Raw genomic sequence first — 21,370 nt, 5'->3', positions numbered from 1 at the left:
ATGGCAGAGCCCTCCGCGGGCCGGTCGAGGCCGACGCATGCAAGCGTGTCGGGACGTTTTAGAGCGGACCGCCCGCTTGAGGGCATTACAAATTCCCTCGCACGCAAAGCATTGAAAACCAAGGTTGTCTATCGCACCTGGCGCACATTTTGCTGCAGGGCAACCTCACACGCAGACACCGGCCGGCGTGCCCAAGCCCGGCTTCGCCTCCCGCATCGCTCTAACAAAGGAGCTGTCCAATGGCATCCCGACGTCCATCGCTGCAGCTGACCGGCCTGTTGATCGCGCTGGCCGTACTCCCGTTGTCCGCCACTGCCGCAACGCTGGTGCAGCGCGGCCCCGACACGGCGCCCGGCACGGTACAGACGGTGCTCGGAAGCGGACTGCAGTCGCTCAATCTCGACGGCACGCCCTTCGTGTCTGCGGGCGGCGTCACCATCGTGTCGAAGTCCCAGGCCAACGACGACGACGGTGTCATCCGCGTATTCAGCGAAGTCGATTCGCGCGGCGTGGCGGGCATACCGGACGCCCTGATCGGCAATGCCCTCGGCCAGGTGCAGGCCACCGCGGCGGTGGTCGGCGAGGTGGGCAGCGGAGCGGTCGATGTGACCTTCGTGTTCAACTTCGACGGCGCCTTTCACACCTACAGCGGCAATGTGTTCCACCTTCTGGGGGCGACGTTGACCGTCGCCCTGCCTTCTTCGACGGTGGCATTCACCAATGTCGAATACGCCGCGGCGATGGATTTTCGCACCGATCTGCTCGATGCCACAGCGGTCAACGTCTCCGGCAGCACGGTCAAACGCTACTTCGAGCCGGGCTTCGTGCAGGTGGTCGAGGATTTCGACGGCGCGAGCTATACGGTCGGCAGCCAGGCCATGGACAACGTGGCAGGCGAACTGCGACTGACGATGAGCCTCCTTCCGGGCCAGAACTTCCAGCTGATCGCCAACCTGTTCACCCAGGTGTCGCCCGAGCCGCTGATTCCGGTCAGCGGACCGCTCGATTACAGCCAGTCGTGGGGCGCGGTTGACGGCTTCAATACCGGCACGCTGAGCATCCTGCTGCCGCAGGGGTATGCGCTGTCGGGCGACGCCGGCCTGCTGACCAACCCGGCCGTCACGGCGCCGATCCCGGAGCCGGGCACCTGGGCGATGCTGCTGGCGGGACTGATGACGCTGTGGGGTGCGGGTGCGTGGCGCACACGGTCACGGCGCGCCTCACGCATAAGTTAGCGCCAAACCGGGACGCCGCACACCGGCCGGGTTTGCATTTCGCGTCGATCGACAGCGGACGCTTTTGCACGGCGGCGTCACCGGCTCAGCGCCTGCACCGGGCGCTCAGTGCGCCGTCCAGCCGCCATCCACCGGCAGGACCGCGCCGGTGATCGAGGCGGCATCGTCGCTGCACAGGAAGCACGTCAGCGCAGCGACCTGCTCGACCGTCACGAACTTCTTGGTCGGCTGTACCGCCAGCAGCACGTCGCGGACGACCGCCTCGACGCTGATGCCGCGAGCCTTGGCGGTGTCCGGGATCTGCGCGTCGATCAGCGGGGTCCGCACGTAGCCCGGGGCGACCGCATTGACGGTGATGCCCGCCTCGGCCACTTCGAGCGCCACCGACTTGGTGAGCCCGGCAACGCCGTGCTTGGCTGCGACGTAGGCCGACTTGTAAGGACTGGCCACCAGCGCATGCGCGGACGCGATGTTGACGATGCGGCCGAAGCCCCGGCGCTTCATGGCGGGCAACGCAAGCCGCGTGGTGTGGAAGACGGCCGTCAGGTTGATCGCGAGAATGGCATCCCACTGTTCGACCGGAAACTCGTCCACCGGCGCCACATGCTGGACACCCGCATTGTTGATCAGCAGGTCGATGCAGCCGAACTCGGCCAGCGCGCCGGCCATCATGGCCTCGATCGCTTCGGGCCGGCGCATGTCCGTACCGTCGTAGCGGACCCGGACGCCATAACGCTCGGCGAACTCGTCCTTCAGACGGGCCATCGCGGCCGGATCGCCGAAGCCATGGAGAATCACGTTGGCGCCCTGAGCAGCCAGGCCGTGAGCGATGCCCAGGCCGATGCCCGAGGTGGAGCCGGTGACGAGGGCGGTCTTGTCCTTCAACATGGCATGGGGGTTCCTGTGAGGTGAAATGAACGTAGAAACGTGCGCCGGTCAGGCGGCACTTGAAGCTACGCTCGCGCGCGCTTTCGAAGCATCCTGACGGTATGCCCGTGCCGTCATTTTGGTGTGCGCTTAACCTTTCCTTGCGTGCGATGGGTTCGCCGACGGCGGCGCAGCATCTCCGGGCGATCCGGCACACGTTAAGGCGCCAGGCAAGCAGTCATCGTTACCCACGCTTCCCTTCTTGATCGGAAGGCAGCCATGCCGACGCCCCATCAGTGCCGATTCCATTCAGCCCGAGCTCAGCCACGATCTGCTCGGCAGGATGATGGGAAACCGGGCCCTTGTTTCCGGCCGTCGGCATTGAGGCGGACTCCTCCCTGAATCGTCTTACTACTTTTCCGGATTTTCCTGCACGCCCCGGAGCATCACCGCCGATGGTCTGTACCGTCCCGCCTAGCCGATCGGCTGCACCTGCGAAGCCCCTTCCTTGGCGACGACCCAGAAATCGCGCGGATGTCGGCCGTTGAGCATGATTGCCTTACATCGAAAAAAACGAAGTTTATATCCGCCTGAAGTTGATTTGTTCGAACTACGCTTCTCGTGAGACTGCTACCTGATCAGTCATAGGGGTAATTTGATTATGTTCTACGCAATCAGCTGGTTTGTCATGTTCTGCCTGTTGGCATTTTGGTCGCTGGGCGTCTGGGCGCTTCACGCCGCCACCGTATGGGCGGTTTCCAGTGCCGGCGCGCTGACGGGCGCTGGATCGGGAGTCGAGGGCCTTCATCTGCCGGATTGGTTGGCGCCCTGGGTGCCGCCGGACATCGTGCAGGCGATGACGTCGCTGCTTTCTGGGGTGGCGTCAGCCGTGCACGGTGTGTTGCAGGCGACGCCATCGCTGGCTGATGGTCTGAGCGTAGCTGCCTGGGTGATCTGGAGCCTCGGCAGCGCACTGCTTGTCCTGCTGGGCGTGGGCCTTCACCTGCTCGTTGCGATGTGGCGCCGACGGAGTGGCGGCTCCGGTCCCCAGCCACGCCCGCCCGTGACTGCTTGATGGGTTTGGCTTTCTTCGACAGGCGCGACGCCACGCGTCCATGCAGATCGGAGCGTCTGACGGCTCGGGTCAGGGCAGCGCCGGGCGGTGCGACTGCGCCGAGTGCAACGTCTCCGGGGTCTGTACGGGGAACTGAAGCGCAGGCCTTTCGCTGTGCGGGCCATGTGACGTTACAGCCCGAGGTGGGCGAATTTTGTTTTGGCTACGGTGCTCAATCATGAACATGCTCGTTTTTCTCGGCGGCCTGATGCTGCTGGTCATCGGCGCCAACGTGCTCGTGCGCGGCGCGTCCAAGCTGGCCCTGTCGTTCGGCATCAGTCCGCTCGTCGTCGGACTCACCATCGTGGCCTTCGGCACCAGCGCGCCCGAGGTTGCGGTGAGTGTCGGTGCCGTGCTCGACGGCAAGACCGACATTGCCATCGGCAACGTGGTGGGCAGCAATATCTTCAATGTACTGTTCATTCTGGGCATCAGCGCGCTGATTGCGCCGCTGGTGGTCAACATCCAGCTGATCCGTCAGGAAGTGCCGATCATGATTGGCGCGAGCCTGCTGCTGCTGGCGCTGGGGTTGGACGGCCGCCTGTCATTCTTCGATGGTGGCATCCTCTTCGTGCTGCTCGTGTCTTACACGGTCTTCCTCGTTGTGCAGTCGCGGCGTGAAACGCAGGCCGCCCAGGATGAATACGCCCATGAAATCAAACCGGCTGAGGCCGGTGCATGGGACGACCGGCTGCCCGCACAGTTGCTGCTGATCGGTGCCGGCCTCGCGGCGCTGGTGTTCGGATCCGAGTACCTCGTGCAGGCCTCGGTGAACTTCGCCAAGGCGATGGGGGTAAGCGACTTGGTCATTGGCCTGACCATCGTCGCCGCCGGAACCAGCATGCCCGAGGTGGCCACCAGCATCACTGCGGCCGTCAAGGGCGAGCGCGACATTGCGGTGGGCAACGTGGTCGGCAGCAACACCTTCAATATCCTTGGCTGCCTGGGCCTGTCGGGCCTGGTGTCGGGTGACCTTGGCCTCGCCATGGCTTCATCGCTGCTGGCTTTCGACATCTGGGTCATGCTGACCGTCGCGCTCGCTTGCCTGCCGGTCTTCATCACTGGCCGCGAGATCGCACGCTGGGAAGGCGGCGTCTTCCTCGGCTATTACGTCGCCTACGCGGCCTACCTGGTCCTCGCCGCGCAGCAGCATGCCGCGCTGCAGGCATTCTCGGGCGTCATGCTCGGCTTCTTCATTCCTCTGACGGTGGTGACGCTGGTAGTGGTGATGATCCGCCGTCCGGCGGCGTCCAGTGCGCCGTGAGTGAGTCGATGAGCGCTCAGGACAATCTGCTCGGTCCCCGCCGTGCCCTGCAGGTCGACGTTTTGGAGGGGCATCAATCGCGACGCGGCGTCTGCGCGACCCGGTGCGCGCGCAACCCGACGCTGACGGAGTGCTTCGGCCTTTTCGCCGAAGCCATTCGTGCGGTGGTGCCGCCGTGGAAGACGCGCTGGCGCCGTGCTGACGTGGAGGCATCATGACGGAATCTATCGTGCAACGATTGCGCGAAACAGCCGCGACCCTTCCTGCCGACAGGGTGTCGATGCAAACCCTGGCGCAAGCCCACGGGCCTGCCGCACACGGCACCTGGCTGCTGCTGATGGCGGTGCCGTGTCTGCTGCCCGTGCCGGGCGTCGGCACGGTGCTCGGCCTCGGGATGGTCGCGCTGGCGACCGCGATGTGGCAGGGTCAGTCGTCTTCATGCCTCCCTCAGCGGGTGGCCGAACTTGAGCTCTCACGCCACTGGGCGCAGCGGGTGCTGGGGATGCTTGCATCTGCCTACAGCGTGGCCGGACGCTTCGCAAAGGCCCGGCTGAGCCATCTTGCATCGGTGGAAAGACGGTCATCGACCGCCGCCGCCATTGGGCTGATGGCTCTCATCGTCGTGCTGCCAATCCCCTTCGGCAACGTGCTCCCTGCGCTTGCGCTGATGCTCATCGGGCTGGGGCTGGTGTTTCGCGATGGTGTGGCAGTTGTGCTGGGGCTGGCTATGGCGGGACTGGCGCTATGCGTCACCCTGGGCGCCATACTTTTGGGACTGTCATGGGGGAGTGAGCGACTGCCGGGCTGGCTTTTCGCTTGAACAGACCTTGCAAATCATCCAGTGACCCGCAAGATCTTTCGTATGCTGTCCATCGTCGCGCGGAACGGCTTCGTCGCTGGTTGCCCACCGCACAGACGATGGAACAAACGCGAATCTTCGTCTCGCGCGGCCACTACCTGCGTGAAAACCCCTGCATGTGGGTGCTGCACCGGCGTAGTGTGGCCTCGGGGCGTAGCGTTGGGCGTCGGCATCGGCGTGTTTCCGCTGCCACAGCAAATACCAGCCATCATCCTGGCGACTGTGGCGCTGCGGGCCAATGTGGTGGCAGCCGCTCTGCCACCGGGCTGACCAACCCCCCTTCACCATGGCGCCGATCTGGGGCCTGTCCGCCCACGTGGGCGCCTATGCCGTGCAGCAAAAGGTTACGACGACGCCTTCGCCGGCCATGGCCCGCTGCCTTTTGGAGGCAGGTGACGTCCTGGGGTCCAGCCCTGCTGGTGGGTTTTCCCATCGCCGGCGCCGTGCCGGGGCTGTGAGCCTACGCCTTTGTGTGCTGGGGCTGGGCCGTGCTCATCAAACAAGAACGGCGGCGGTGCCCGCGGCGTGCTGACGGGGGCTGAGGAAAGCCAGCGCGCAGCAACGCGCAGGCCCCGTAACGGTTGCTGTCATCGATCAAGGTGGTGTGTGAAGCGCGCACCCGAAGCGTCCGGGAGGCTCCGGTCGCGTCGCCTGCCGGCGTGCGCGAGGTGCAACAACGGGCTCCTCACCGTCGAACAGCTGCCAATGGTGACGGGCCGCCTCGACAACCCTGGCTTCGCCGTCGGCGAGGTGGCCGTCTGCCCTTGCAGCAGCCAGCGACAGGCGCAGCACCGTCCTGCGCAGCACCGGGTCGGAGACCTCGGCCATCAACGATGCCAAAGTGCTGTCGTCGACGTTGTCCAGCAGCGATCCCGTCGCGTAGCCGCCCAGCATAAGTTCTTCACGCAGCGTGTAGACGAGGTGGGGCAGAAGCTGCGGTACCAAGCCAAGTTCGCGCTCGGCACCCAACTTCTTCAGGATATCGAACTCGGACATGCACACTTGACCGTCGGCGATGAGCACCATCGCGACGATACGCGCTGCGGCTTCAGGGCTGTTGTGGGGGTAGCTGCGCATGATGATTGGCTTTGATGTGAACGGGTTGCTCAAAAGTGTTGCTGAAGGAAGGGGTACTGTCTCCCGCCTTGCGCGGATCCGAAAGACCGTCGCGCGGGCCCTCTGTTCGTGCAGCAGCAGCGGGCGGACGCCGGCGACCAGCGCCCCGGCCATCGTCTGCGGCTCCATGACCGTTGCGCGGTGCGTTTGAAGCACGACCTTTTGCCGCAGCCGGGACGCCACGGCCTCGACCGAGTCCCGCCAGGTTCGAGCGGTCGCGCTGATGGCCACAGGGCCGCTCCCCTGCTGCACCAGAACCTCGACGCAGCCGGGCTTGTCGGCGCCGCCTGATGCATGTCGACGTCGTCCAGTTTGACCTTCACACGTGCCCCAGCGCCTGGCACAGCCTGTTGGCCACACGCTGTTGCCACTGCTGGCCTTCACGGTCGTTGGATCGAAACTGAAACTTCACGATGACGGTCCCGCATGGTTGAGATGCCAAGACTCTGACGGCTTCAGGCGTTCGGTAAAAGCATAATTTTCATTACACCAAGTTCGAAAATTACGAAGTCTTTGCAGCCATGTGCTCGGGCCACGGCGAGCAGCTCGGGCAGGTCCGCGACGTCCAGACCCGGTGAACGGGCTGTCGCGGGGACAGGCGCGCTCAGGGGCGTTGGCGCTGCACGGGGCTGACCACCGTGCGGACGCTGTCACGCCCGGCAAAGGACTGGGCGACGCACGGTGATCGCGCCCCTGCGTTCGGACCTACGGCCCTCACTACGGGGCGCGATCACCAACTGTGCAAATGCAATGGATGTGTATCAGTTGTAAATTGGCAAACCGGTGAAAAGCGTGTCCGTTTTAGATCGGCATTGACCACCCGCGGCTGTTCGGTGCCGAAGTCAGTGTCTGAAGACTTGCAGCACGACGCTCATGCGGCGCCCTTTCACGAGTTGGCCGCGCCGACGGCGACCACACCCGTGCGGGTGGCGACGGCCCTTGTCGCAGCCTAGTGCGACACGCCGGTCAGCCCGGTGGGGCTGCACAGAACAGCAGGTCACCTCGCCGTCCACCAACCCGCAGCGCGGCCTCGACCATCTCGCGCTTTGCCTGTGTGTCGCTGCTGCCCGATGCCGCATTGATGACGCACTGGAGCGGCGACGCGAAGTCGATTCCGGTACGAATCGCCGCGGGGTGTTCGAGACGCGACACTTCGAGCAGTCGCTTTAGGCCTTTTCCCGCGTCAACCGCTCGGCAAACGAGATGCCTATTGCAGAGAGTACGAAGGTGAAGTGAACGACAGCCACCATCGTCACGACCTGGATGTTTTCCAGACTCAGGTCACCACTCAGGTAAGTTTTCAACGCATGAACGCCTGAAATGGAGATGATGGCGAATGCGAGCTTCAACTTGAGGTTGTAGGTATTGACATGGTCCAGCCAGTCGGGCTTCTTCATGTCCTTCCTGTCGAAGTGTCCGGTGGTCACGAAGAGCGACACACCCGCCAGCGCAACGACCCAGACAAGCTGCGCCACCATCGTCATGTCGACCAGTTCAAGCACCTTGATGATCAGGTCGATCTTTTCGAGATCGTCAAACAGCAAGGTACTCATCAGCTTGTACGTTTCCAGCAGGAACTTTCCCAGAATGCCGAGAATGATCGAGACCAGACCCACATAAAAGAACAGCATGGTGAATCGCATGCCGTAAAGCAGCGACCCAACTCCCGAAAGCAGTTTTTCCATTTTCGTTGACCTTCAAAAGAGAAGAGAGTGACATCAAAGAGCAATCCGGACGCAGGGTACCGCGCAACACGGCCCAGTTCGTCCAGGTGGCTGACGCAGACCCGGACGATCTCAGTCGTGGCGCAGCAGGTCACCGAAGACGGTGTACTCGCCGTCTCTGCGATGGGCGTCGGGCGCGTCGTAAAGGACAAGCCAGCTCCGACTTCGCCCCGCCAAGGCGGGCGGCAGGTGGCAGATCGCCTCGGCACGGTTGGTGCCGTGCCCGTGCGGCAACGACACCGACGCCGTCAGCGCCGCCTCGAAGCGTACCGGTTCCCGGTTGGCCGCCAGCAGCGCGCGCGCTGCGGGCCACTTGAAGACGCGGATCTCGCCGTTCAGCACCATCGTAGGGCCGGCCAGGATATAAAGGTCGTCGCCGGAAAAGTGCAGGTCGCGCACGCCCAGTCCTTCTAGCTGCAGGAAATGCTTGCGGATCAACGTGCCGTTGTCATCGAGGGGTGCCAAGCGTAGTTGATCCCCGCGCGCCTCGACCTCGATCTCGAGCAGTGCCGACCAGCCGCGCAGCACCGGGCCGCGCAGGCCCAGCAGCAGCCGGCGCCCGTCCACCGCCAGACCTTCGATGTCGAAGCCGTTGTCCTTGCCCGGTATCGCCATGTAGGGCCCGAAGTGCGGGTCGTCAGCCAGCGCGCAGGTGAGCAGATTCGCTTGCGCATCGCCCTTCAGCCGCAAGGCCCGCCGACCGTCCTGAGCCTGTCGAACCAGGCAAGGCTCGCCCTTGGCGTCAGGCTCGATGTGCAGACAGGCCAGCAGGCGACGGTTGCCGTCCAGGGTCACCTTTGTCAAACGCCTGGCGTTGCCGGCGTGGTCGCGGTCGGGTTTGGCGTTCTTGCGCTTCAAGCCATGCGAACCGACCACCCACAGGTAGACATCGGCGACCGCCATCCCTTCTAAGTCGGCCTCCTCGTCGGCCGTGCCAGGCAAGTCCAGCAAATCGGACAGCGGGTAATCGCGCACCTCACCGAAGCGCAAGACTTCGCGACCCACGGTTTCGAGCCTGCGCAAGCGTTCCAGGCCACAGGCTTCGTCGCCCGCCACCCAGAGCCAGTCGCCCGTGAAGGCCGCACCCGACAGATTGGTTTGAACCAGGCAGCCAGGAGCGAATTCCAGACGGACGGCATTGGCGGTTCGAGCGTTGGGCATAGGGTGATTCTCCAAAGGGTGACGTGCTCAGAGGGCTCGCGCACTGCAACACTTCCCAGCCACCACCATCAAATTTTGAAGTCTGGGGCCGAAGCTTGATCCTGTGTTCAGATTTATCCGATGTTCTCATTCATGAAAGAATGCTTTTTCAGAACCGCCCAGCGACCCACATTCCACGTGGATGTCGAACGCTGGAGATCCGTGATGCAAGCGCTCTTCAAGTCCCGCCATCCGCAAGCCACTGACTTGCGCAAGCTGACCGAATGTCGCGCGCGCTTCGCGCTGCGTCGCCCTGGCTGACTGGTGCCACGCGCCGAGGTGCAGATGTCAGACGTGAACGGACGCCGCAGCGGCACTGAAAAGCGATGCCTCATGGAACTCCGGACCGATGGCGCAGGGTCAGTGGTCGTCGTCTCCGCGGCCAGCGACTGGCGCACTTCGCTGGGCGACGCCTTGGCGCGCGTTGCGCGCTCTTCCTCATGCGCCTGTGGCGCCGAGGGAGTGAATCACGCCGCATGCGCCAACGCTTCATCAGTCACGAACGCGGAAATCGAGTCACGCATGAAATAGCGGCGATGGCGGTGATGAGTCGGCTGCTGAAACTCTGACGCGTCCCTTTACCAGTTGAGCGTATGCAGAATTCCCCCTGCGCTCGTAACGGTTGCCGCGCAGGCAGACTATGGCAGCAGCCTCTGACACCCACCGCTGTTTTCGTCATGATTGAGCGCTACAAATCAACGTGAGCTGGTGCTGGCATGGGCATGTCGACTTCGTTCATTGCAGATCACTACTGCGTCAGCCATGTTTCCGCCGCAACCATTCCCGGTTCGCGCTTGAGCAACATCCTTGCCCGAATGTATCAGGGGGAACCGGTTTCCAGACATGCGCTGGATTTTCTGCAGCAGCAGGAGCTTCTCGATCTATATCGACTAGCCTGCGGTGCGATTACCCATGAGGATTACATCGCGGGACTTGATGCCACCTATCTGGTGAGACACGAGGCAGCGAAGGCAGCGCGTCAGGCGAAGGAATCTGAGCAACAGGCACTGGAGGCTCACTACCGGACCCGCAAGAACATGAACCGGGCGGGGAATGCAGCCCCTGCTATGGATTGGAAGGCTGAGCGCAAGCTACGCCACAAGCGCGAGCGGGAGGCCTCCGAAGCTGTCCTCAAGGCGCAAAGGGCTTGCCAGGCGGAATGGAAAGCACAGCGCGAACGCAATTCCGAACTGGCGGACATCGCATATCGGGCTCGTTCGGTCAGCCCGGATTACACCGCGCCGACCGCCCACGACATCGCTCTTTACTTCCACCTGGGCCACTTTCCGGCTGCAGCCTGTCCGCCCATGTGCGACATTCTGGAGGCGCTCTACCGGGGCCGTCCGCTGACCGAAGATGAACTCAACGACCTGGAGCGAAACGGGCCCAAGTACCTGTATCGACTCGCGTTTGGCCAACTGAACTTCGACGCGTACATCGTCGTAGCGAGTACCGCCGAGGCCGAGTCCGAGGCGGTCGAGGCCGCCCGCATCGCACGCGAGAGCGATCCCGCATACATGGCGATGATGCAGACGCAAACCTTGTATACAAAGTACGGATTGTCGCCGGCTGCCAAGTCGCAGACGCCACGGATGACGGACTTGCTCCGTCAAATTGATGCCGGCAACCGCCTAGCAGCGGAAGAAGTTGCCTGGCTCAGCACTACAGCAAGAGAAAAATTTTCGAAGGAAATTCGCGAGGCTTACCATCGTCTGGAAGCAGCGTTTCATGCTGATAAATATCGGACTACGCAGGATCCGTGGGATGTCATCAACGCCAGCGGGCACTACAGAAAATGCGATCAATCGGGGGTAGCGCTCGACCTGATCGACAGCCTGCCACGCCGTCGTCTGACGCACTCAAAGCTTAAGTCCGCCTTGCTCACCACTCGCGGTGGGGTCATGCGCGATCTGGGACGACGGCCCGAAGCCATTCAAATGGGTGAGGAAGCACATGCCCTTATGCCTCGGGACTACCGCCCATGCACTTTGCTTGGGGCTGTGTATACGGAGCAACGCGAGTTTGAACGGGGCAAAGAATGGTATGACAAGGCGCGAAAGCTCGGCGCATCTGAAAACAGTGTCGAATCGGAGCTGCGAGGCATCTTCCAGAGGCTGGATTCCGGTGGCCAAGAGGCCATGAAGCGCTTTCTGCTGGCCGAAGATTCGCATCGATATGCTTGGCTGAACGAGAAGAAGCAACAGAAGGCGCCAAGTTCGCAGCCGGAAGGCTGATCAGAAGGTGCATTTCTCGATGGCGACCCGGCAGCTGACACAGTTGAGCGGTCGTTCGGCTGACCACCTCGGCCAGTAGATCGACGGCCTTCGTTGGCAGGCTCCTGCTTGCCACCTCGCTCGCCAGTGCGGCCGCCACCCAGCAAATTGCGGGCACTAGAAAACCGATAGCCAGGAGTTTCATGCGCGTCCGAAACTGAACGGTCGCCAAGAGAAGATCGGGCCTCATGGTCAGCTCGAACCGCTTCCAAGCGACAGGTCATAGGCTATCCACCTTCTGCACGCTTGGCGGCGCATCGAGAGCCGTCCCCCCGCTTGGGACATCAACGATCCGCAGCTTTTACCGTCACGAAACCCGTCACTCCCACTCAATCGTCGCCGGCGGCTTGCCGGAAATGTCGTACACCACCCGATTGATGCCGCGCACTTCGTTGATGATGCGATTGCTGGTGCGGCCGAGCAGGCTGTGCGGCAGTTCGGCCCAGTGGGCGGTCATGAAGTCCTGCGTCTGCACGGCGCGCAATGCCACGACCCACTCATAGGTGCGGCCGTCGCCCATGACGCCGACCGACTTCACCGGCAGGAACACCGCAAAGGCCTGGCTGGTGAGGTCGTACCAGCTCTTGCCGCTGGCCGGGTCGAGGGTGTTTCGCAGTTCTTCGATGAAGATGGCGTCAGCGCGGCGCAGCAGGTCAGCGTATTCGCGGTGGATTTCGCCGAGGATGCGCACACCCAGGCCCGGACCGGGGAAAGGATGGCGATACACCATGTCGCGTGGCAGACCGAGGGCCACGCCCAGTTCGCGCACTTCGTCCTTGAACAGTTCGCGCAGCGGCTCGAGCAGCTTGAGGCCGAGCTTTTCCGGCAGTCCGCCGACGTTGTGGTGCGACTTGATCACCGTCGCCTTCTTGCTCTTGGCGCCGCCGGATTCGATCACGTCCGGGTAGATGGTGCCCTGGGCGAGGAAGGTGGCGCCCTTGTGGCCGTCGGCACCCGCCTTCAGCTTCGCCGCCTCGGCCTTGAACACCTCGACGAATTCGCGGCCGATGATCTTGCGCTTGGCTTCCGGATCGCTGACGCCCTTCAGGTGGCCGAGGAACTGGTCGGACGCATCGACGTGGATCACCCGCGCGTGCAGCCGGCCGACGAACATGTCCATCACCATCTGCCCCTCGTTCAGGCGCAGCAGGCCGTGATCGACGAACACGCAGGTCAGCTGGTCGCCGATGGCGCGGTGGATCAGCGCCGCCGCAACCGATGAATCGACGCCGCCGGACAGGCCGAGGATGACCTCCTCGTCGCCGACCTGTTCACGGATGCGCGCAACCGCCTCTTCGATGTAGTCGCCCATGATCCAGTCGGCAGCGCAGCCGCAGACGCCGATGACGAACTTGCGCAGGATGTCGGCGCCGCGCGCGGTGTGCGTCACTTCAGGGTGGAACTGCACGCCGTAGAAGCGGCGCGCCTCGTCGGCCATGCCGGCGATCGGGCAGCTGTCGGTTGACGCCATCAGCTTGAAGCCGGGCGGCAGCTCGGTCACCTTGTCGCCGTGGCTCATCCACACCTTGAGCATGCCGTGGCCCTGCTCGGTGCGGAAATCCTCGATGCCGTCGAGCAACTTCGTGTGGCCGCGCGCGCGCACTTCGGCGTAGCCGAATTCGCGCACCGTGCCGGCTTCAACCTTGCCGCCCAGCTGCTGCGCCATGGTCTGCATGCCGTAGCAGATGCCCAGTACGGGCACGCCCAACTCGAACACCGCCTGCGGCGCACGGTCGGTTTCTTCCTCGTAGGCCGACATGTGGCTGCCGGACAGGATGACGCCCTGCGCGCCGAAGCCGCGCACGAAGTCGTCGCTCACATCGGCCGGGTGGATTTCGCAATAGACATGCGCCTCGCGCACGCGGCGCGCGATGAGCTGGGTGACCTGGGAGCCGAAATCGAGGATGAGGATCTTGTTGTGCATTTCAGACCAGATGCAAGATTCAAGTGACAAGATTGAAGAAAAGACGGCAGGTCACGCGACCCGCCGGGAAATGGCACGACTCAGCTTGCAAGGCGCGCCTTGCATCTTTCATCTTGCAGCTTGAATCTCATTCAACGTGGTAGTTCGGCGCTTCCTTGGTGATCTGCACGTCGTGCACATGCGACTCGCGAATGCCGGCCGACGTGATTTCGACGAACTGCGCGGTGCTGCGCATCTGGTCCACCGTGGAGCAGCCGCAATAACCCATCGACGCGCGCAGGCCGCCCATCAGCTGGGTGATCACATTGACCACCGGGCCCTTGTAGGGCACGCGGCCTTCGACGCCTTCGGGCACCAGCTTGTCGGCATTGGACGCAGGATCCTGGAAGTAGCGGTCGGCCGCACCCTGCTGCATGGCGCCCAGCGAACCCATGCCGCGGTAGGACTTGTACGAGCGGCCCTGGAACAGCTCGATCTCGCCCGGTGCCTCTTCGGTGCCGGCCAGCAGGCCGCCCAGCATGACCGCGTTGGCGCCGGCTGCGATGGCCTTGGAAATATCGCCGGAGTAGCGGATGCCGCCGTCGGCGATCATCGGCACGTCGGTCGAGGCCAGCGCGGTCGCCACGTTGTCGATGGCGGTGATCTGCGGCACGCCGACACCGGCGACGATGCGCGTGGTGCAGATCGAGCCCGGACCGATGCCGACCTTGACGCCGTCGGCACCCGCGTCGACCAGCGCGCGGGCCGCATCGGCCGTGGCGATGTTGCCGCCGATCACGTCCAGATGCGGAAAGGTGCGCTTGACCCAGCGCACACGGTCGAGCACGCCCTGCGAGTGACCATGCGCGGTATCGACGACAATCACGTCAACACCGGCTTCGGCCAGCGCGGCTGCGCGTTCTTCGGTGCCTTCGCCGACGCCGATGGCCGCACCGACGCGCAACCGGCCATGCGGGTCTTTCGCCGCCAGAGGGTGTTCGGTCGACTTCAGCATGTCCTTGACCGTGATCAGGCCGCGCAGCGTGTCGTTTTCGCCGAGCACCAGCACGCGTTCGAGGCGGTTGCGGTGCATCAGGGTGCGCGCTTCGTCGAGCGAGGCGCCTTCATGCACGAAGATGAGCCGCTCGCGCGGCGTCATGATGCGCGCGACCGGCTGATCTAGATTGGTTTCGAAACGCAGGTCGCGGTTGGTCACGATGCCGACCACGCGCGGGCCGTCGAGCACCGGAAAACCGGAAATCCGGTGACTGCGTGTCAACCCGAGCAGTTCGCGAACCGTCATGTCGGGAGAGATGGTGATCGGATCCTTCAGCACGCCGGCTTCGAACCGTTTCACCTTCGACACTTCAGCGGCCTGCATCTTGGCCGTCATGTTCTTGTGAATGATGCCGAGGCCGCCTTCCTGTGCCAGCGCGATCGCAAGACGCGCTTCGCTGACGGTGTCCATCGCGGCGGACAGCAGGGGGAGATTGACGTGGATGTTGCGGGAAATACGGGTACTGAGGCTTACATCGCGTGGCAGAACACTCGAATGTGCCGGCACGAGCAGCACATCATCGAAGGTCAGCGCCTTCTGGATAACACGCATGACTACTTTCCAATCTGTCAAAAACGTATTATACGCCGCTCGACGCGGCTGGCTGCAGCAGGCGCGGAGGCGATCGCTGCAGTACCTTCACTCATTTCGGGCAGGAGTTTCTGACGTGCATCTTCGACTGGCGTTCATCGCCCTGACGTGTCTGCCGCTGCTCGCGACCGCGCAGGTTTATCAGTACAAGGACGCAAACGGCAATCCGGTGTTTTCGGACAGCCCGCCGCCCGGCGCAAAAGCCATCCGCAAGGACGTGAAGGTCGCACCGCCCGCGGCCGACACCTCCAACAGCAATCTGCAGGAAAAGCTTCAGAGCTTTCAGCAGCGGCGTGAAGCGGCAGCCGCCGAAGAAGCCAAGGCAGCCAAGGACAAGGCGGAGAAGGAAAAGGCCGACGCCAACTGTACGCGGGCGCGCAACAAGCTGGCGGCACTGCAATCCGGTCAGCGGATCGTGCGCTACAACGCCCAGGGCGAACGCGAGTTCATCGACGACGCGACGCGGGCGGCCGAAACAACCGAGGCGCAGCAGTCGGTGTCGGAGTGGTGCAGGTAGCCGTACAGGTCATGCCGCGCGCAGAAGGCGGCGCTCAGGCCGCCGGCTCTGCCTCGCCACCCCGCTCGCCACCGCCCTTCTTCAGCACCTTGCCTTCGGCGGCACGCTGACGACGCACCTCTTTCGGATCAGCGATCAAGGCGCGGTATATTTCGACCCGGTCGCGATCGCGCAGCACCTGATCGGCCTTGACCAGCTTGGCGAACACCCCCAGTTTGTTGCGCGCCAGATCGATGTCCGGATACTTCTGCATCAGTCCGGAGGCTTCGACCGCCTGCACCACGGTGGCCCCTTCGGGCAATTCGATGGTCACGATGTCCTGCCGCGCAGGCAAGGCATAGACAACCTGGACCTGGATGCTCGCACTCACGTCAGGTCACCTTGCCGTAGATGCGGTCTGCCTGTTTCACGAACGCTTCGACGAAGGTGTTCGCAATGTGGCTGAACACGGGGCCGACGACCTTTTCGATCAGCCGGCTGGAAAATTCGTAGCGCAGGTTGAATTCGATCTTGCACGCCACATCTCCAAGTTGCGTGAAGGCCCAAGTGCCGTCGAGCGACTTGAACGGACCTTCGACGAGTCGTATGGTCATGCTGTGCGGGAACACCTTGGCGTTGGCGGTCGCGAAATGCGCCTTCACGCCGTGGTAGTTGATGTCGATACGCGCGCGCGTCAGCGTGTCGGTGCGTTCGATGACTTCGCTGCCACCGCACCAGGGCAGGAACTCGGGGTAATGCTCGACGCCGTCGACCAGCCTGAACATCTGTTCCGCGCTGCGCTCGATGAGCACGGTTTTTCGGACTTCGGCCATGTCTTCAGAAGGTAAAATCGCAATTCTAGCTGCGCAGCGACGTCTCGCGCAGCCTCTCACTCAAGCCACTGCAGCAATTCCCCCGGTCAACGGTTACCCGACATGAGCATCGCCGAGAACAAGAAAGCGTTTCACGACTACTTCATCGAAGAACGCTTCGAGGCCGGACTGGTGCTGGAAGGCTGGGAGGTCAAGGCCATCCGCGCCGGCCGCACGCAGTTGAAGGAAGCCTATGTCGTGCTGAAGGGCGAAGAGGTTTTCGTGATCGGCATGCATGTGTCGCCGCTGCTGTCCGCCTCGACCCATATCCATCCGGACGCGACGCGCAGCCGCAAGCTGTTGCTGCACGCCGAACAGATCAGCAAGCTGATTGGGCTGGTCGAGCGCGCAGGCTACACGCTGGTGCCGCTCAATCTGCACTACACCCGTGGCCGCATCAAGCTGGAAATCGGACTGGCCAAGGGCAAGAAGCAGTTCGACAAGCGCGAAACCGAGAAGGAACGCGACTGGGAGCGCGAGAAGGCGCGCCTGATGCGCTCGCGTGTGTGACCCTGCACGGCAGGGTGCGCCTGTTCGGTCGCAGGCTGATCCGCACGATGACTTCACCGCCCCGGCACCGGAGCAGCCTGATGTCGCCGCGGGAGAACCCGCCGGGCGGCTGCAGGCAGCGGTGCTAAAGTCCGCCGATCCGTTGAACCTGAAAAGAACACGCCATGAGCCGCGACAGCATTGCCCACATCGGTCTGGGCAGCAATCTCGCCGATCCGGAAGCGCAGGTGCTGGCCGCCTTCGATGAAATCGCCGCCACGCCCGGCATCACGCTGGAGCGCCGCTCGTCGCTGTACCGCACGGCGCCGATCGGCTACGACAACCAGCCCGACTTCATCAACGCCATTGCGCGCGTACGTACCACGCTCGAACCGCAGGCGCTGCTGGATGCGCTGCTCGCCATCGAACGTACGCACGGTCGCGTGCGCGAATTTCTGAACGCGCCGCGCACCCTCGATCTGGACGTGCTGCTGTACGACGAGCGGCAGATCAGCACCGACACGCTGAACGTGCCGCATCCGCGCGCGCATCTGCGTGCCTTCGTGCTGCTGCCGCTGCTGGAAGTGTCGCCCGACCTGGAAATACCCGGGCTCGGTCCGGCAAGCGCCTTTCTGGCGCACTGTCAGGATCAGCCGATATCGCGCATTGCCGACGCGATGATGGTGCGCCTTGCCGTCGGCAGCGTCGTGCCGACGCCCGCCGACGGGTTCTGAACTCAGAACCCCTGCCGGAACACCCGCTGTGCCCAGATCAGGGCCGACAGCGTCTTGGCATCCGTCAGCTCGCCGCGCCAGACGGCGGACATCGCGGCTTCGAGAGACAGTGGAAGTACCTCGAGGAACTCGCCCGCGTCGAGATTGGCGCCGACATGGCGCAGACCACGCGCGAGGAAGATTTCTATCCGTTCATCCGAGTAGCCGATGCACGGATGCATCGTGCCCAGATGCGTCCATTCGTCGGCTTCGTACCCGGTTTCCTCGCGCAGTTCGCGCACGGCCGTCTTTTCAGCCGGCTCGCCCGGATCGATCTTGCCGGCGGGAAATTCGATGAAGGTGCGTCGCGGACCGTAGCGGAACTGGCGTTCGAACAGCATGTCGCCGTCCGGCAGCACCGCGATGATCACCACGGCCCCGGGATGGCGGATGTATTCGCGCACCGCATGCGTGCCATCCGGCAGCGCCACCTGATCCTGATAAACCTTCAGCAGCACGCCGTCGTACACCTGCCGACTGTCCACCGTGGTTTCGATCAGGGGATCCTTCATTACTTCAGCGTCTGCCCCAGGGCCGACGCACACAGCGACAGCAAGGACTGCGGCATCAGCCCGATCAGTGCGATCGCGAGTGCATTGACCGACAGCAGCGCGCGCATTTCGGTCGATGCCACGATGGGTGCTTCATCCTGCGGCGCATCGAAGTACATCAGCTTGACGACGCGCAGGTAGAAATAGGCACCGATCAGCGACATCATCACCGCGAACACGGCGACGTACAGATAACCCGCTGCGACGACCGCCTGCAGCACGGCCAGCTTGGCGAAGAAGCCGATGAAGAACGGGATGCCGGCCATCGAGAACATGACCATCATCATCACCGCAGCGAACCACGGGCTGCGCTTGTTCAGCCCCTTCAGGTCGTCCAGTTCCTCGGCTTCGACCCCGGCACGGGTCAGCAGCAGCAGCACGCCGAAGGCGGCGGCGCTCATCAGCACATAGGCGATGGTGTAGAACATCGCGCTGCCGAAGGCGTACGAAAGGTGGATGTCGCCGGACGCACGCAGCTCGATGACGCCGCTGACCAGACCGAGCAGCATGAAGCCCATGTGCGAAATGGTCGAATAGGCCAGCATGCGCTTCAGATTGGTCTGTGCGATGGCGACGATGTTGCCGAGCGCGATCGACAGCACCGCCAGCAGCATCAGCATCTGCTGCCATTCATCGGCCAGCGTCGGCAGTCCGTCGACCAGCAGGCGGATCGCCATCGCGAAACCGGCCAGCTTGGGCGCCGAACCGATCAGCAGCGTGATCGGCGTCGGCGCGCCGTGATAGACGTCGGGAATCCACATGTGGAACGGCACAGCGCCGATCTTGAACGCGAGGCCGGCGACCAGGAACACGAGGCCGAAGCGCAGCACTTCCATATTGGTGGTCGGGTCGGACAGCTTGCGCGCGATGGCCGATATCTCGAGCGTGCCGGTCGCGCCATACACCATCGACATGCCGTACAGCAGGAGACCGGACGCCAGCGCGCCGAGCACGAAATACTTCATTGCCGCTTCGGTCGATCGCGCCGAGTCGCGGTCGAGCGCCACCAGCGCATACAGCGCGAGCGACAGCAGTTCGAGGCCGAGATAGAGCGTCAGGAAGTGATTGGCGGAAATCATCACCTGCATGCCCAGCGTGGCGAACAGCACGAGCAGGTAGTACTCGCCACGCTCCATGCCGCGCACTTCGAGGTAGCCGCGGCTGTAGATGACGACAGCGAACACCGTCAGATACAGACAGCTCTTCAGCACGTCGGACAGACGATCGTCGACGAACATGCCGCTGAAGGTCAGCGTCGTGTCCGCGCCGGCCGTCGCGACCTGGATGACGAACGCACCGACCAGCGTGCTCAGCGTGAGGATGTAGGGCAGCCAGTTCTGGCGCTCGGACTTGAACAGGTCGGCGAGCAACACGACGCAGGCCATCACCAGCACGAAGATTTCGGCCGATGCGGGATAGAGGTCAGGCAGTGGGAAGTTCATTCTGTGTGTCCGTCAGAGCTTGCCAACGGCAACGTGTCCCAGCAGCTGGTTCACGGTCGCGTGCATGATTTCAGTCACCGGTTGCGGCCAGATGCCCATGGCCAGGGTGCATGCGGCAAGAACGCCGAGGATCAGCATTTCGCGGGCGTTGATGTCTTTCAGTTCGGCAACATGGCTGTTGGCGACCGCGCCAAAGATGACGCGCTTGTACATCCACAGCGTGTAGGCCGCGCCCAGGATCAACGTGGTCGCGGCGGCGAAACCGGTCCAGAAGTTAAACTGCAGTGCGCCGAGCACGACCATGAATTCGCCGACGAAACCGGACGTCGCCGGCAGGCCGGCGTTGGCCATCGCGAACAGCAGGAAGAAGGCGGCAAACTTGGGCATGGTGTTCACCACGCCGCCGTAGTCACCGATGTTGCGGGTGTGCATGCGGTCGTACAGCACGCCGATGCACAGGAACATCGCAGCCGACACGAAGCCGTGCGAAATCATCTGCACCAGCGCGCCTTCGACACCGAGCGGATTGAAGATGAAAAAGCCCAGCGTGACGAAACCCATGTGCGAAATCGACGAATACGCGACCAGCTTCTTCATGTCGGTCTGCGCCAGTGCGACCAGCCCGATATAGATCACCGCAATCAGTGACAGGCCGATGACGATGGGCGCGAAGTGCGTCGCGGCATCCGGCACGATGGGCAGCGAGAAGCGCAGGAAACCGTAGGCACCGAGCTTCAGCCCGATCGCCGCCAGCACCGCCGAACCGCCGGTCGGTGCTTCGACGTGGGCGTCCGGCAGCCAGGTGTGCACCGGCCACATCGGCACCTTCACCGCAAAGCTCGCGAAGAAGGCCCAGAAGATCAGTGACTGCGCCGCCATCGCCAGCGGCTCGCGGTGCCAGTCGAGGATGGCGAAGCTGCCGCTCTTGTGGAACAGGTAGAGCAATGCGATCAGCATCAGCAGCGAGCCGAGCAGCGTGTAAAGGAAGAACTTGAACGCCGCGTAGACGCGGTTCTTGCCGCCCCAGATGCCGATCACCAGATAGAGCGGAATCAGCGACGATTCGAAGAAGACGTAGAACAGGATGCCGTCGAGCGACGAGAAGATGCCGTTCAGCAGTCCCGACATGATCAGGAAGGCCGCGTTGTACTGCGACACCTTGGTTTCGATCACCTGCCAGCCCGCCATGATAACCAACAGCGTGATGAAGCTGTTCAGGATGACGAAAGGCATCGAAATGCCATCGACGCCGAGGTGGTAGTTGATGTTGTAGTCGCGCACCCACGGCATCAGTTCGACGAACTGCATCGACGCACTCGATGGATCGAAGCCGGTGTAGAGCGGGATCGTGATCAGGAAGCCGAAGACCGCGGTCACCAGCGCGATCAGCTTCGAGAAGGCGACGTTGCGGCCATCGCCGCTGGCCAGCACCAGCAGACCGCCGGCAATCGGCAACCAGATGGCGAGACTGAGAAGGGGAATATCGGTCATTTCTTTATTTGTCTGGCTTGCTCAACGACCGGTCCGGCCGGCTGTGCAGAAGC

At 63.2% G+C, this 21,370-nt stretch carries 21 protein-coding genes; 9 read left to right on the top strand and 12 right to left on the bottom strand.

The window, feature by feature from the left end; all coding sequences use genetic code 11:
• Positions 1–239 precede the first annotated feature (239 nt).
• The gene (locus ACTIFF_RS09120; protein WP_439536532.1) at positions 240–1,235 is read left to right on the top strand and encodes a PEP-CTERM sorting domain-containing protein; all 996 of its coding nucleotides are present in this window, start codon (positions 240–242) and stop codon (positions 1,233–1,235) included.
• 105 nt (positions 1,236–1,340) lie between these two features.
• Here ACTIFF_RS09120 and ACTIFF_RS09115 read toward each other — a convergent pair whose 3' ends face one another.
• Positions 1,341–2,123 carry a 3-hydroxybutyrate dehydrogenase gene (locus tag ACTIFF_RS09115; protein ID WP_439536531.1) on the bottom strand — a complete coding sequence of 261 codons (783 nt, stop codon included), beginning with the start codon at positions 2,121–2,123 and terminating at the stop codon, positions 1,341–1,343.
• A gap of 640 nt (positions 2,124–2,763) precedes the next feature.
• On the opposite strand from ACTIFF_RS09115, the gene ACTIFF_RS09110 reads away from it, so the two are divergent.
• The 4 genes from ACTIFF_RS09110 to ACTIFF_RS09095 all read left to right on the top strand — a co-directional run bounded on the left by ACTIFF_RS09110 (position 2,764) and on the right by ACTIFF_RS09095 (position 5,300).
• Positions 2,764–3,177: a hypothetical protein gene (locus tag ACTIFF_RS09110; RefSeq protein ID WP_439536530.1), complete on the top strand. Its 414-nt coding sequence runs from the start codon at positions 2,764–2,766 to the stop codon at positions 3,175–3,177.
• A 217-nt stretch (positions 3,178–3,394) separates the two neighbouring features.
• Positions 3,395–4,480 (top strand): calcium/sodium antiporter, encoded by a 1,086-nt coding sequence (locus ACTIFF_RS09105; RefSeq protein ID WP_439536529.1) that lies wholly within the window; start codon positions 3,395–3,397, stop codon positions 4,478–4,480.
• 8 nt (positions 4,481–4,488) lie between these two features.
• Positions 4,489–4,698 (top strand): hypothetical protein, encoded by a 210-nt coding sequence (locus ACTIFF_RS09100; RefSeq protein ID WP_439536528.1) that lies wholly within the window; start codon positions 4,489–4,491, stop codon positions 4,696–4,698.
• Complete coding sequence (locus tag ACTIFF_RS09095; protein ID WP_439536527.1) at positions 4,695–5,300, top strand: exopolysaccharide biosynthesis protein; 606 nt, start codon at positions 4,695–4,697, stop codon at positions 5,298–5,300. The genes ACTIFF_RS09100 and ACTIFF_RS09095 overlap by 4 nt, the downstream gene beginning before the upstream one ends.
• A gap of 633 nt (positions 5,301–5,933) precedes the next feature.
• On the opposite strand, the gene ACTIFF_RS09090 is transcribed toward ACTIFF_RS09095, so the two are convergent.
• The 4 genes from ACTIFF_RS09090 to ACTIFF_RS09075 all read right to left on the bottom strand — a co-directional run bounded on the left by ACTIFF_RS09090 (position 5,934) and on the right by ACTIFF_RS09075 (position 9,340).
• Positions 5,934–6,686, bottom strand: a complete 753-nt coding sequence (locus ACTIFF_RS09090) for a hypothetical protein (RefSeq protein ID WP_439536526.1) — start codon at positions 6,684–6,686, stop codon at positions 5,934–5,936.
• A gap of 735 nt (positions 6,687–7,421) precedes the next feature.
• Positions 7,422–7,607, bottom strand: a complete 186-nt coding sequence (locus ACTIFF_RS09085) for a hypothetical protein (RefSeq protein WP_439536525.1) — start codon at positions 7,605–7,607, stop codon at positions 7,422–7,424.
• A 14-nt stretch (positions 7,608–7,621) separates the two neighbouring features.
• Positions 7,622–8,140, bottom strand: a complete 519-nt coding sequence (locus ACTIFF_RS09080; RefSeq protein WP_439536524.1) for a YqhA family protein — start codon at positions 8,138–8,140, stop codon at positions 7,622–7,624.
• 111 nt (positions 8,141–8,251) lie between these two features.
• Positions 8,252–9,340: a DUF3616 domain-containing protein gene (locus ACTIFF_RS09075; RefSeq protein WP_439536523.1), complete on the bottom strand. Its 1,089-nt coding sequence runs from the start codon at positions 9,338–9,340 to the stop codon at positions 8,252–8,254.
• Positions 9,341–10,095: 755 nt separating this feature from the next.
• Between ACTIFF_RS09075 and ACTIFF_RS09070 the strand changes: the two genes are divergently transcribed.
• Complete coding sequence (locus tag ACTIFF_RS09070) at positions 10,096–11,613, top strand: hypothetical protein (protein WP_439536522.1); 1,518 nt, start codon at positions 10,096–10,098, stop codon at positions 11,611–11,613.
• A 358-nt stretch (positions 11,614–11,971) separates the two neighbouring features.
• On the opposite strand, the gene guaA is transcribed toward ACTIFF_RS09070, so the two are convergent.
• Entirely contained in the window at positions 11,972–13,576 is a 1,605-nt protein-coding gene (gene guaA, locus ACTIFF_RS09065) for a glutamine-hydrolyzing GMP synthase (RefSeq protein ID WP_439536521.1), read from the bottom strand.
• Positions 13,577–13,703: 127 nt separating this feature from the next.
• A complete protein-coding gene (gene guaB, locus ACTIFF_RS09060; RefSeq protein WP_069040007.1) occupies positions 13,704–15,164 on the bottom strand; it encodes an IMP dehydrogenase in 1,461 nt (486 codons plus the stop codon).
• A gap of 115 nt (positions 15,165–15,279) precedes the next feature.
• Between guaB and ACTIFF_RS09055 the strand changes: the two genes are divergently transcribed.
• On the top strand, positions 15,280–15,720 hold the full coding sequence (locus ACTIFF_RS09055) for a DUF4124 domain-containing protein (RefSeq protein WP_439536520.1): 441 nt from the start codon (positions 15,280–15,282) through the stop codon (positions 15,718–15,720).
• A gap of 34 nt (positions 15,721–15,754) precedes the next feature.
• Here ACTIFF_RS09055 and ACTIFF_RS09050 read toward each other — a convergent pair whose 3' ends face one another.
• Positions 15,755–16,090, bottom strand: coding sequence for an RnfH family protein (locus ACTIFF_RS09050; protein ID WP_439536519.1), 336 nt, complete (start codon positions 16,088–16,090; stop codon positions 15,755–15,757).
• Position 16,091: 1 nt separating this feature from the next.
• A complete protein-coding gene (locus tag ACTIFF_RS09045; protein WP_439536518.1) occupies positions 16,092–16,532 on the bottom strand; it encodes a type II toxin-antitoxin system RatA family toxin in 441 nt (146 codons plus the stop codon).
• A 102-nt stretch (positions 16,533–16,634) separates the two neighbouring features.
• Between ACTIFF_RS09045 and smpB the strand changes: the two genes are divergently transcribed.
• Both smpB and folK read left to right on the top strand, forming a co-directional pair.
• A complete protein-coding gene (gene smpB / locus ACTIFF_RS09040) occupies positions 16,635–17,081 on the top strand; it encodes an SsrA-binding protein SmpB (protein ID WP_069040003.1) in 447 nt (148 codons plus the stop codon).
• A 164-nt stretch (positions 17,082–17,245) separates the two neighbouring features.
• Positions 17,246–17,794, top strand: coding sequence for a 2-amino-4-hydroxy-6-hydroxymethyldihydropteridine diphosphokinase (gene folK / locus ACTIFF_RS09035; protein WP_439536517.1), 549 nt, complete (start codon positions 17,246–17,248; stop codon positions 17,792–17,794).
• 2 nt (positions 17,795–17,796) lie between these two features.
• Here the strand turns inward: folK and ACTIFF_RS09030 are convergent, their stop codons facing one another.
• Genes ACTIFF_RS09030 through ACTIFF_RS09020 form a run of 3 tightly spaced genes read right to left on the bottom strand, consistent with a single transcriptional unit; the run spans position 17,797 to position 21,317 of the window.
• Positions 17,797–18,345 carry an NUDIX domain-containing protein gene (locus ACTIFF_RS09030; protein ID WP_439536516.1) on the bottom strand — a complete coding sequence of 183 codons (549 nt, stop codon included), beginning with the start codon at positions 18,343–18,345 and terminating at the stop codon, positions 17,797–17,799.
• Positions 18,345–19,826, bottom strand: a complete 1,482-nt coding sequence (gene nuoN / locus ACTIFF_RS09025; RefSeq protein ID WP_257080812.1) for an NADH-quinone oxidoreductase subunit NuoN — start codon at positions 19,824–19,826, stop codon at positions 18,345–18,347. Before nuoN ends, ACTIFF_RS09030 begins: the two co-directional genes overlap by 1 nt.
• Before the next feature lie 12 nt (positions 19,827–19,838).
• Positions 19,839–21,317: an NADH-quinone oxidoreductase subunit M gene (locus tag ACTIFF_RS09020; RefSeq protein WP_439536515.1), complete on the bottom strand. Its 1,479-nt coding sequence runs from the start codon at positions 21,315–21,317 to the stop codon at positions 19,839–19,841.
• Positions 21,318–21,370 lie beyond the last annotated feature (53 nt).

Source organism: Methyloversatilis sp. (genome assembly GCF_051861465.1).
GTDB lineage: Bacteria > Pseudomonadota > Gammaproteobacteria > Burkholderiales > Rhodocyclaceae > Methyloversatilis.
This window is presented reverse-complemented; position numbering and strand designations above follow the sequence as displayed.

What these genes read in the sequence shown, in the direction of transcription:
- ACTIFF_RS09120 (WP_439536532.1), top strand. Translation starts at nt 240, where the DNA reads ATGGCATCCCGACGTCCATCGCTGCAGCTGACCGGCCTGTTGATCGCG.
- ACTIFF_RS09115 (WP_439536531.1), bottom strand. Translation starts at nt 2,123, where the DNA reads ATGTTGAAGGACAAGACCGCCCTCGTCACCGGCTCCACCTCGGGCATC.
- ACTIFF_RS09110 (WP_439536530.1), top strand. Translation starts at nt 2,764, where the DNA reads ATGTTCTACGCAATCAGCTGGTTTGTCATGTTCTGCCTGTTGGCATTT.
- ACTIFF_RS09105 (WP_439536529.1), top strand. Translation starts at nt 3,395, where the DNA reads ATGAACATGCTCGTTTTTCTCGGCGGCCTGATGCTGCTGGTCATCGGC.
- ACTIFF_RS09100 (WP_439536528.1), top strand. Translation starts at nt 4,489, where the DNA reads ATGAGCGCTCAGGACAATCTGCTCGGTCCCCGCCGTGCCCTGCAGGTC.
- ACTIFF_RS09095 (WP_439536527.1), top strand. Translation starts at nt 4,695, where the DNA reads ATGACGGAATCTATCGTGCAACGATTGCGCGAAACAGCCGCGACCCTT.
- ACTIFF_RS09080 (WP_439536524.1), bottom strand. Translation starts at nt 8,140, where the DNA reads ATGGAAAAACTGCTTTCGGGAGTTGGGTCGCTGCTTTACGGCATGCGA.
- ACTIFF_RS09075 (WP_439536523.1), bottom strand. Translation starts at nt 9,340, where the DNA reads ATGCCCAACGCTCGAACCGCCAATGCCGTCCGTCTGGAATTCGCTCCT.
- ACTIFF_RS09070 (WP_439536522.1), top strand. Translation starts at nt 10,096, where the DNA reads ATGGGCATGTCGACTTCGTTCATTGCAGATCACTACTGCGTCAGCCAT.
- guaA (WP_439536521.1), bottom strand. Translation starts at nt 13,576, where the DNA reads ATGCACAACAAGATCCTCATCCTCGATTTCGGCTCCCAGGTCACCCAG.
- guaB (WP_069040007.1), bottom strand. Translation starts at nt 15,164, where the DNA reads ATGCGTGTTATCCAGAAGGCGCTGACCTTCGATGATGTGCTGCTCGTG.
- ACTIFF_RS09045 (WP_439536518.1), bottom strand. Translation starts at nt 16,532, where the DNA reads ATGGCCGAAGTCCGAAAAACCGTGCTCATCGAGCGCAGCGCGGAACAG.
- smpB (WP_069040003.1), top strand. Translation starts at nt 16,635, where the DNA reads ATGAGCATCGCCGAGAACAAGAAAGCGTTTCACGACTACTTCATCGAA.
- folK (WP_439536517.1), top strand. Translation starts at nt 17,246, where the DNA reads ATGAGCCGCGACAGCATTGCCCACATCGGTCTGGGCAGCAATCTCGCC.
- ACTIFF_RS09030 (WP_439536516.1), bottom strand. Translation starts at nt 18,345, where the DNA reads ATGAAGGATCCCCTGATCGAAACCACGGTGGACAGTCGGCAGGTGTAC.
- nuoN (WP_257080812.1), bottom strand. Translation starts at nt 19,826, where the DNA reads ATGAACTTCCCACTGCCTGACCTCTATCCCGCATCGGCCGAAATCTTC.
- ACTIFF_RS09020 (WP_439536515.1), bottom strand. Translation starts at nt 21,317, where the DNA reads ATGACCGATATTCCCCTTCTCAGTCTCGCCATCTGGTTGCCGATTGCC.